This window comes from Gilliamella sp. N-G2 (genome assembly GCF_002142215.1).
In the GTDB taxonomy this organism is placed as follows: Bacteria; Pseudomonadota; Gammaproteobacteria; order Enterobacterales; family Orbaceae; genus Gilliamella.
The window spans coordinates 102,797-114,019 of the sequence record NZ_NAST01000004.1 but is presented as its reverse complement, the minus strand read 5'-3'; the positions used below and the strand labels follow the sequence as shown (position 1 = coordinate 114,019).

The window sequence follows — 11,223 nt, the reverse complement described above, 5'->3', positions numbered from 1 at the left end:
AATAAATATAATACACAATACTGTTGCAAAGGTATGCCAAAGTTTTGATATTTTATGTGAGAACAAGGAATATGAAAAAAATAGAACAATTATCACCAGAACAATTAATTAAGACTATTTTTGAACCATTAAGCGAACAGGATAAAAGCTTACCATCCCGTATTAGCCAATATATTTTACAAGGTGATGAACTAGAGGTGTTGGGCGATTTTGATAAATTATGTCAAACTTCTAAAACAGCTTATAAAATCTATGAATATATGCGCAGGCCTTGTGAGCTTTATAGCGTTGCTACTTTTAGCAAAACTCATGAAGCAGAACAAGCTCGTCTTGAGTTTTACCGCCGCTGGACTGGAACTTTTTCGCTAGAACAAATAATTCGCTTTGCTCAAGTTTTTGCGACCTTATGTGACAATTTACCTTTCGTTAAAGTGTCTAGCGAGAAATTACCAACATGGTTCATCTATCTGTTATATGATGGACTGATTACCACGTTACCAACTTATTGTGAAAACGAAGAAAAAATTGATCAACGTGAAAGTTGGACAATTCAGCAATTACATCAATTACTTGAAATTGAACAAGTAGGTTTAGGCGAAAACTTACTGTTTGCAATCTTTGATCGGCAAAATATTAGCGTTCTATCTCATAGCCACTTCAAATATTTTTTTATGATAAATGGCTTATTATCCTATATTCAGGAGCATATAACATTATTTAAGCAACTACCGATTCAAGGGTTAGCGATCTTAGGGCAAATGGATCAGTTAAAATATATTCAAAAGCATATGGAACTTCAATTGCCTTTAGCTGATTTTATTACCATGCAGGCATTAAATACTAATAAGCAGATCAATCAATTAGCTACTGAAATTCTGTTTAGCTTACCAAGTGATATTATTCAAATTCAGTTACAACATTTTTTAACATCTGGTTCAGTTAAGCAACGTAGTAATGCAGCTGTCTTACTAGCTAGAATTGTTGCTGATCCTATAATTTTACAGCAAGCATTGGCAGACGAAACCAATAAAACGGTAATTACTGCGATTGAAAGTGCTTTAACACGATTGGAAAGTGCCAATACGGTTAAACGACAATCTGATTTAGTTATTCCTGATTTTGAACCTCTTATTGACACGCCATTGCCAATAATTGCTCGTGATTTGCTACAGCAAAATTTTCAAGAATTTTTGATCGAGTGTGAAAAAGATGCACAAAAAGAGATTGAAAATAATCAAAAAAATGGTTTGCCGTGGGTTCATTTGCAAGAACGTTATCAATTATTGAAAAAAACTACCAGCAAAGATTTAGATAATATCTTTGAATATTTGAATGGTAAAATAGAACATTCAATATTAGTAAAAAAAATCAAAAAAAATATCGATTTTCGATTTTTGTTGAGAAAAAAAAGATTACAAAATTTACCTGAGTTTACTTTATTTCACTTACTTCGTGCGACTATATTAGTTGAAGGTACTACTAATATGAATAGTGAATATTGTTTTCTAAATATGTATAGAAAATATGATGTAATAAGAAATTTTGATCTTCGACAAATCGTCGATGTCTTTGAAAAGTTAAACTACTATAAAGGCATTCAATCCATTAAACATATTCAACATATTATCGCAATACCATTTTTAACCAGTGATATTTTTCATGATGTTTATGAAACTGAACCATACAAATTATGGGCTTTTTTTGCTGAGAATGAATTTTTATTGGACGAAGCATTAGGATTTGCTCGCCAACAAAAATACTGGTTCGATTCTTATGTTGATAGAATCAATGCGATAAAAATATTAACGCTTTTTCCAATTATTCCAGTTAAATACGTAACTTACTTATTTGAATTAGCTTTAGATGAAGCTAAACAAATTCGTCACGCTGCACAGGATGTGCTAAGCGCAATTCCAAATATACATAATCAAGTTGAACAAGCTTTATCATCGGCTAAACAAGAAGTTCGTCTTGCTGCTGCTGAATGGTTAGCAGAACTAGGCGATAAAAGTTCTATTGAAGCCTTAATTGTAGCTTTGAAAAAAGAGAAGCGTGAAATAGTGCAAGCAGCAATATTAATTGCATTGGAAAAAATGGATGAAGACATCAGTCGATATTTAACTGCGAAACAATTATTGACTGCCGCTCAAAAAGGTTTGAAAGGCAAAAAGTCAACTGATTTTGATTGGTTTGATTTTAACTTAATCCCTACTTTGACTTGGCAAAATGGTGATAAAGTTGATCCTCAAATTATTGAGTGGTGGATCTGTTTAGCATTTAAATTAAAAGATCCTAGTCATCCGCTATTCATCACTTATACTCGATTATTAAGTGAACAAAGTCAACAACAATTAGGCGAATTTATTTTACAAAGCTTTATCCAACAAGATACCTTAATGCCAACGATCGAGGAAGCAGAAGCGCAAGCGAGTTCATTAGCTGATAAACGTCTACAACAATATATGAGAGCTTATCAACGTTATCCAAAGCACTATCCTCATTATAATAATATTACTTATGAACAAGTTTTTGACGAAATTAAAAATGAAATACTGGCCAATTATCTAGGTTCAGCCATTAAAGCCAAAGGGATACTATCTTTAACAAGCGGTATTAAAGGGCAGGTTGCTGTATCATTAATAACCCGTTTTATGAGAGATCATTCTCAACGGCGAGCTCAGATCGAAGCGATACTAGAACCTATGGCGTACAGTAACGATCCTTTTATCATTCAACTGTTATTATCATTAGCGCGTCGTTATCGTACAGCTTCAATTCAAGACAAGGCCAGAAATTTAGTAGAACATATTGCTCAGCGTAGTGGTTGGAGTACTGATGAACTGGCTGATCGTACCATATCGACCGCAGGTTTAGATGATAATGGCTTGTTAATTCTTGATTATGGTGAGCGTACCTTTATTGCTAGTTTGGATGATAAATTTAAATGGCAATTAAAAAATGCTGAAGGAGATAAGCTTAAAGCATTACCTGAAGCACGTAACAGCGAAAATCCTGAACTTGTCAAAGAGGCAAAAAAACAGTTCAGTAATAGTAAAAAAGAGCTTAGCCAATTGCTGACTATGCAAAGTAGCCGTTTTTACGAAGCCATGTGTGCCCAGCGGCAATGGCGAGTGGAAGATTGGCAAAAATATTTACAGCATCATCCAGTTGTAGGTCGATTAATTCAAGGTTTAGTTTGGTTACAATTAGATAAAAGTGGCCATATCGTTAATAGTTTTAGACCAACGGAAAATAGTCGTTTAGTGACTAATCAAAACGATGAAATCTTCGTTGATCAAAATCACTTTATTACACTAGCCCATTCAGCATTAATGTCCAGTACGGATATTGCACAATGGCAAGTGTATTTTAAACATCACAAACTCAATCAGTTATTTGATCAGTTTAACCATCCATTACCTGACATTAGTAAAATTGACGACGGTATTATTAATGATCGACTAGGTTGGTTAACAGATAGTTTCACTATACGAGGTATTTTAACTAAATTAGGTTATAGACATGGTGATATCGAAGATGGAGGCAGTTTTTATAGTTATTATAAATATTTTGCCAATTATAAACTTTATATCAATATTGACTTTAGTGGTAGTATGCTACCAGAGGAAAATATTCCTGTCGTGCTTTATAACCTTTATTTCAGCAAAACACCAGGTTTTATCGAAAGTGCAATTGCACTAGATAAACTACCCAAAGTGTTATTAGCCGAAGGTTACGCTAATTATATGGCGGTAGCTGACGCATCGAATGGTTTTGATCCTAATTGGAAGGATAAATTAATATGGTAAAAAATAACCGAGACCTGATGGAACAGGTCATTCTTGATTGTTTTACTGGTTTACATGATTTAGAACCATCAATGCCTGAACGGATTTGTCATTATATTTTATATGACAAAGATCCCATGGTTCTTGATGATCTAAATAAATTAACAAAATCTAATATTTCTAATGAATATGATAAACAGGTTTATAGTTTACTAGGTTGTCCAGGTTTTGTTCTTCTTGCTTATTTTGATGACAATAATAAACCACTGCAAAGCGCTCGAGACAAATTTTATCAATTATGGACGAGTCAATATTCACCTGAACAGATCATTAGGTTTGGTAAAACTTTAGCAGCAACTTATATTCCGAATATGCACGGACGAATTTTTTATGAGCCAGTAAATATTGCTGTTATTACTCCAAAACTACCCTTATGGTTTTTATATCTGTTTATTGATGGATTGATTACCACCTTTTTAGATCGTAATATCAATGCTGAGGAAAAGATAGCTGAACGTGATAATTGGTCGATTGAACAACTACATCAATTACTCGAAATTGAGCAGACGGGTTTAGGAAAACAACTTATGTTTGCTCTTTTTGAGCGACAACAAATACCAAGATATTATTATGAATATTTTAATAATGTGTATGCGATTAGAGGATTAAAATTATATATAACTGAAAACTTAGAATGGTTTAAATCTTTACCAGATCAAGAACTATCCGAAATTGGTCAATTACAGCAATTACAATATATTGCCAGTCATGGTGAACTTAAAGAACTAGTCGTGGAATTGTTGGTCAAACAATCTGTCTGTAGCAATAAAAAAATAAGAGAGTTAGCGACAACGCTATTGCTTAGTATGCCTAAAGAAAGTGCACAAAATCAGTTAATTGCTTCATTCCAACAAGGTACGCCAAAGCAGCGTTGTCAGAAAATTGCGCTATTAGTTAAATTGTCTGTTAATAAAGGAATATTAGAAAAAATACTGACTGAAGAAACGAATAAAATAGTAGTTAAAAGTATCGAAAATGCTTTATTCTCCATTAATAATGATAAGTTAGCTAAGCAGCAAGAGGATGAATTTATCATTCCTCCTTTTATGCCAATTACTGAAGTTGATTTACCTGTCAAAGCGCGAGATATATTGCAACAAAATTATCAAGAGTTGTTAATACAATCGCAAAATAGAGCACAACAAGAAAAACTCTATAATCAAAGATATCATTACCGATATACCAATGAGCAGGAACGTTGCGAACAATTAACTACTTTCACTGACAATGATTTAGATATGATTTTTCGTTATCTAAACGGTAAAGGGCAGTTAATGCAATCTGAAATTAAAAATAAGCTAACTAATGAGATTATTTTACATAAAGGGCGTTTGCAGGCATTACCTGAATTTAATTTGTATCATTTATTACGCGCAGAAAGAATTATTTATAATAAGATCAAATCGTTCGGTTTAGCTTTAAGTTTTTTAAAACATGAGATATTACTACATACCGACTTACGCTTGGTCGCTCAGGTGTTAAATGACATATCCGATATGCCAGATGTTAAACGTATTGTTGCCGCAGCATATTTGATGAATTATTATTATGATCTAACCTTAGAGTGTGACGCAAATTATGTTTGGCCTTTTTTTGCTGAAAACCTTATCTATCTTGATGAAGCATTGGGATTAATACCTAGCCTTGAACCACAAGGTAGTTATAATACTTTTGATAAAAAGCGGGCCTTAAAAATCCTTACTTTCTTACCAAAACCTCCGGATAAATATATTAATTATTTATTAGAATGGGCGTTAGGTAACAGCAAGACATTGCGTTTATTGGCTCAACAAGTACTGAGTAAATGCCCTGATGTTCATCGTTTAGTTGAAAATGCATTAACATCTAACAAACAAGAACAACGTATTTTAGCCGCAAAGCTATTGGAAATATTGGGAAATCGGTCATCAATTGTTGCCTTAAATACAGCTTTAAATCAAGAAAAAAAAGAAGCAGTACAAGCCGTACTATTATCGACACTGGAAAATTTAGGTGAAAATATTGACCAATATTTAACACCATCTCGATTACTTAATGATGCAAAAAAAGGGTTAAAAAGTAAAAAACCGACGGATGTTGAATGGTTAGTTAGTGAGGCAATTCCTGATTTAACATGGCAAAATGGTGAGCAGGTTGATCGCAGAATTATCACTTGGTGGACATGGTTAGCGGTGAAACTAAAAGAGCCATCTAATCCTTTATTAACTATTTATACTCGCCTATTAAGTGAAAAAAGCCAACAACAACTTGGCCTATTCATATTACAAAGTTTTATCCAACAAGACACATTAACTCCGACTTTGGCCGAAGCAGAATCTCAGGCAAATATTACTGCGCCACAACGACTACAGGACTATAAAAATCGCTATAAGACTCATCCAGATTTATACCCTGAATACCGAAATATTACTCTCGAGCAAGTTATTGAATCGATCAAACTAGAAGTGCAAACTTGTTTAATGGGATCGGCAATTAAATCAAAAGGTTTGTTAGCGCTAATTGGTGGAATGGAAGGTCATATAGCTGTATCAATAATAAAAACTTATATGAAAAATCATTACATCAGACGAGGACAAATTGAAGCAATGTTAGAAGCGATCTCCGTCAATGATAATTTCATCACAATTCAATTTTTGTTATCCATTGCTCACCGTTACTCGACTAAAGTTACTCAAGAAAAAGCGAAATCGTTGGTAAACCAAATAGCTGAGCGACAAAAGTGGACAACTGATGAACTTGCAGATCGTACTATTGTAACTGCTGGACTAGATGATTCAGGTAAACTTGTTCTAGATTATGGTAAACGAATTTTTACCGCTAATATTGATGATAACTTTAAATGGCAATTAAAAAATTCAGAAGGTACCATCATAAAAACATTACCAGATGCGCGTAAAGATGAAGATCCTGCCATGATCAAAGAGGTGAAAAAACAGTTTTCAAATAGTAAAAAAGAGTTAACACAAATTATTGCAATGCAAACTGAACGTTTGTTTGAGGCCATGTGTACTCAGCGCCGTTGGCTAGTAAGTGATTGGCAACAATATCTTTTTGCACACCCAATTATTAAGCGGTTGCTGCAAAGATTAGTGTGGCTAACAGTTGATGGGCAAGGCAAAATTTGCAACAGTTTTAGGCCAACAGAAGATGGATGTTTGATTAATTTTCATGATGAAGAGATCATTTTAAATCAAAATCATCATATCACTCTAGCGCATAATGTGTTATTGCCAGCCAGTCATACAAAACAGTGGCAAGAACATCTTAAAGACTATAAAGTTACGCCAATTTTTGACCAATTTGCTAACTCCTTACCGAATAGCCAATGGATTGATGATGGCATAGTGAATAATTACAAAGATTGGTTAACGGATTCAATGACCATACGCAATATCCTTACCAAACGAGGTTATAAGCCTGATTATAAGAGTGATTTTATTGAAGAAAATGATGGCTTTGATTGTTATAGTAAATACTATAGTAATATTAATCTATATGCCAATATCCAATTTAGGGGATATCACATTTCTGAAGAAAATATTTCGGTTGAACACTATGTTCTCTCTTTTAGTCAAATAAAAGGCAATAGAAAATCAAAAGTCGATGCTAACCACATCTTACCGGTACTGCTAGCAGAAAGTTTTGCTGATTATATGGCGGTTGCTAACGTATCAAGCAAATTTGACTCAGATTGAAAGGATAAAAGATGTTAAATCAGAAACAAGCAATACGATTAACTGCTGAAGAGCGTTATAACCAAGAATTGGCAACATTAAGCAAAGCCGATAAAGACAATAATAAACCGCAAGGTTGGCTTTTATCACCCAAATCAGTTCGTCAATTCATTTTAGGTAACGAATCATTAGGTATTAGTCGTAAGTTTTTTGGCGACGATCCGTTAGTTGATCGTGCAATTGTATCCTTATTAGGAAAACAAGGTTTAATGCTAGTGGGGCAACCCGGTACGGCAAAATCTATGTTATCAGAATTATTAGCAGCAGCGATAAGTGGTGATTCAAATTTGACAGTTCAAGGGACAGCAGGCACCAGCGAAGATCATATCCGTTATTCATGGAACTATGCATTATTGCTTGCCGAAGGGCCCACTGAACGCGCATTAATTGGCTCGCCTATCTATCAAGGTATGTTGCAAGGAAAGATTGTTCGCTTTGAAGAGATAACCCGTTGCCAACCAGAAATTCAAGATATGCTGGTATCGGTTATGTCTGAAAAACAAATGATGATTCCCGAAATGGGGCCTAATAGCGTTATTAAAGCTAAACCTGGATTTAATATTATTGGTACCGCCAATTTACACGATCGTGGTGTGCACGAAATGTCTGCGGCATTGAAGCGACGTTTTAATTTCGAAACTGTTAATCCAATTGCTGATAAAAATTTTGAGATTGAATTAATTCAACGACAACTTAATCAGGAATTGGGGGAATTAACGACACAAGTTATTATCCCTATTGATGTCATTGAACTATTGGTGACTACTTTTCAAGAGCTCAGACAAGGTCAAACCACAGAGGGTGCCAAATTAAAAACACCCGATGCAGTAATGTCTACCGCTGAAGCAGTTAATATTGCCTATGCATCAGCATTAGATGCCCATTATTTTGGTGATGGAACATTAACTGGCGAACAAATTGCCAAACAGTTGATTGGAGTTGTTTTGAAAGACAATGCTGATGATATTAAAAGAATTCGGTTTTATATGGACAATGTGGTACGAGAGCGAGCCAAGAAATCCGATATATGGCGTAGTTTTTATCAAGAATCAAAAACTTTTTGGAAATAAAAAGTAACTATGACAATCAGCCATTCATTGTTACCGGAACGATTATCAAAAGCGGTAGAACGTTTGCAAGCGTTACAGCGTGAACAGATCTATTTTGCACCAGTGCGTCATCATAGTCCAGCATGCAGTTATGCGTTAAAACAGTTGATAGAGGAAGTTGAGCCAACACATATATTGATTGAAGCTCCGTCTAGTTTTGATACTATTTTGCAACAATTGTTAGATAGCGATACAAAACCACCAATTGCTGTACTATGCCAAACCGAAAAAAAGCTAACCCAACCAACAGAGTTACCATACACAACAGAAGATAATATCGACAATTTAAACCCTAAATCAAATATCTATTCAGCATTTTATCCATTTTGTGATTACTCACCTGAGTGGTTAGCAATACAGATGGCAAAAAAGCGACAGGCCAATATACAATTTATTGATTTACCTTGGAGTTTACAAACGGAGCAGAGTATTGAGTCAGATTCAGAACGCAATTATTCTCTACTTTCTGAAACTTATCTAAAACATAGTCAATATATACAACGTTTAATGCAAAAATTGCACTGCCGAGATCACGATGAAGTCTGGGAACATCTGTTTGAATTAAAAGATTATGATGATATTGCTAATTGGAAAACGTTTTTTGTAGATACGTTTATATGGTGTGCCATGTCAAGGCTTGACTATACTAAGGAATCACTAATTGCCGAAGGATCAGTCCAGCGTGAACAGTATATGTTAACGGCTATTGGTCAACTAAAAAAATCCAAACCACAAGCCAAAATTGTTGTTGTGACGGGCGGATTTCATACTTTAGCGTTACTAGAAGGGCTGTGGCAAAATCAGCTTATGTTACCTAAAAGATCAGATGTTGTTCAATTCAACCGTCAACAAAAAAATAGAGTGGAAGATCAAACATGGTTAATGCGTTATAGCTTCGATCGTCTTGATACATTAAATGGTTATGCATCAGGTATGCCATCACCAGCTTATTATCAAACAGTTTGGCAAACTATGTTGGATTATGACAAAGCAACTAATAAAAATCAGTCTTGGCAAGTATATCGTCAATGGCAAACCTTAACTTTATTGTGGGAAATTGTCGATAAATTACGACAACAATCAAAATATGATAATTCAACAGGATTTGTTGCTTTAAAAACAGCCATTGAACAAGCAACGCTACTGGCTGATTTACGTGGGCATATTGGATCAGGGAGATATGATTTACTTGATGCTATTCAATCTTGCTTTATTAAAGAGAGCATGGATACCACGCGTAGTGATTTTTGGATACTAGTACGAAGCTACTTATCTGGTAATCAGCTAGGTGAAGTGCCAACTGGAATATCACAGCCTCCATTAGTTAATGAGGTTTATTTAACCTTAAAACAATATCGTTTTAAATTGGATGATACTAATCCAAAACTTACTCATATTGATATTTATCGCAAACCAGAACATCGACAACGAAGCCGTTTTTTACACTTAATGACCTTTTTAAATGTCGGTTTTGCTAATCGAATTGATGGCCCTGATTATATTCATGGCCAACGTTTGAATGTGATGTTTGAAGATTGGCGTTATGCTTGGACACCAATGGTTGAGGCGAGATTGATTGAATTATCACAGCAGGGAATGAAGTTGCAACAACTTGCTATAAGTAAATTGCAATTGGAAGCCAAGCAATTTATACAAAATAGTAACGATTCAGTAAGTTTATTTGCTGTTGAGCAATTAATACAAGCTGCATTAATGGGATTGGATGATTATTTTAACGATTTAGTTGATAACTTTGCTAATTTTATTGAAACAGATGGTGAATTGGATTCACTCATTCATTGTGGTCATCGTATGCTTTATTTGTGGCAAGGTCAAACTTTTTTACAACTTAAAGTCACATCGACTTTGCATACCTTATTAACTAAAATCATTAAGCAGAGCTTTTTCTTGCTAACTAAATTAAAACAACATGAAAATGAACAGCAACAGCAAAATTTAAAAATATTACTTTCATTTAGAGATTTATTAAATTCTTTGCCTGATGAACTTGATGCACACCAACTTAAACAGGACTTTTACCATAATTTATCACGCTTGCAACCTGAGTTAACGCAGGCACCATTGATCCGTGGCACTATTGATAGTATGAGTTATTTAGACGCCTATTTAAGCCAACAACAATTGGAAGATAATATTAAAATCAACTTTAGTTTAGGTACTCAAAATGAACAAGCGATTAGCTATTTTATTGGCATCATGCAATGTACACCTGAATTAGTTATACATTCATCGATTTTATTGGATAGTTTAGATCAATTGCTACTTGAATGGTCTCCTGAGCAATTTATCGAAATACTACCAGATTTACGTTATGTTTTTGCTCAATTAAATCCTAAACAAATTGCTTCGCTAGGCGAAAAAATTGCCCAAAAGTATCATATTGTTGATGCTGATTTGCACTTTCAACAGCATCAGTTTAGTGAAAATCAGCTACAAAAAGCACTTTCGCTGGAATTGTTAATTATGAAACATATAAAACAGCAACATCTTAGTGATTGGTTCAAATATTAG

4 protein-coding genes are annotated in these 11,223 nt (G+C 34.3%); all 4 read left to right on the top strand.

Translation table 11 applies throughout. The features are described from left to right. The first annotated feature begins 71 nt into the window (after nt 1–71). The 4 genes from B6C99_RS03485 to B6C99_RS03470 are packed head-to-tail and all read left to right on the top strand — an operon-like array spanning nt 72 to nt 11,223. Nucleotides 72–3,809 carry a DUF4132 domain-containing protein gene (locus B6C99_RS03485; protein ID WP_086358553.1) on the top strand — a complete coding sequence of 1,246 codons (3,738 nt, stop codon included), beginning with the start codon at nt 72–74 and terminating at the stop codon, nt 3,807–3,809. Beyond that, nucleotides 3,803–7,543: a DUF4132 domain-containing protein gene (locus B6C99_RS03480; protein ID WP_086358552.1), complete on the top strand. Its 3,741-nt coding sequence runs from the start codon at nt 3,803–3,805 to the stop codon at nt 7,541–7,543. The genes B6C99_RS03485 and B6C99_RS03480 overlap by 7 nt, the downstream gene beginning before the upstream one ends. Before the next feature lie 11 nt (nt 7,544–7,554). Beyond that, entirely contained in the window at nt 7,555–8,652 is a 1,098-nt protein-coding gene (locus tag B6C99_RS03475) for an AAA family ATPase (protein ID WP_086358551.1), read from the top strand. A 9-nt stretch (nt 8,653–8,661) separates the two neighbouring features. Beyond that, nucleotides 8,662–11,223: a DUF5682 family protein gene (locus tag B6C99_RS03470; protein WP_086358550.1), complete on the top strand. Its 2,562-nt coding sequence runs from the start codon at nt 8,662–8,664 to the stop codon at nt 11,221–11,223.

What these genes read in the sequence shown, in the direction of transcription:
- B6C99_RS03470 (WP_086358550.1), top strand. Translation starts at nt 8,662, where the DNA reads ATGACAATCAGCCATTCATTGTTACCGGAACGATTATCAAAAGCGGTA.
- B6C99_RS03475 (WP_086358551.1), top strand. Translation starts at nt 7,555, where the DNA reads ATGTTAAATCAGAAACAAGCAATACGATTAACTGCTGAAGAGCGTTAT.
- B6C99_RS03480 (WP_086358552.1), top strand. Translation starts at nt 3,803, where the DNA reads ATGGTAAAAAATAACCGAGACCTGATGGAACAGGTCATTCTTGATTGT.
- B6C99_RS03485 (WP_086358553.1), top strand. Translation starts at nt 72, where the DNA reads ATGAAAAAAATAGAACAATTATCACCAGAACAATTAATTAAGACTATT.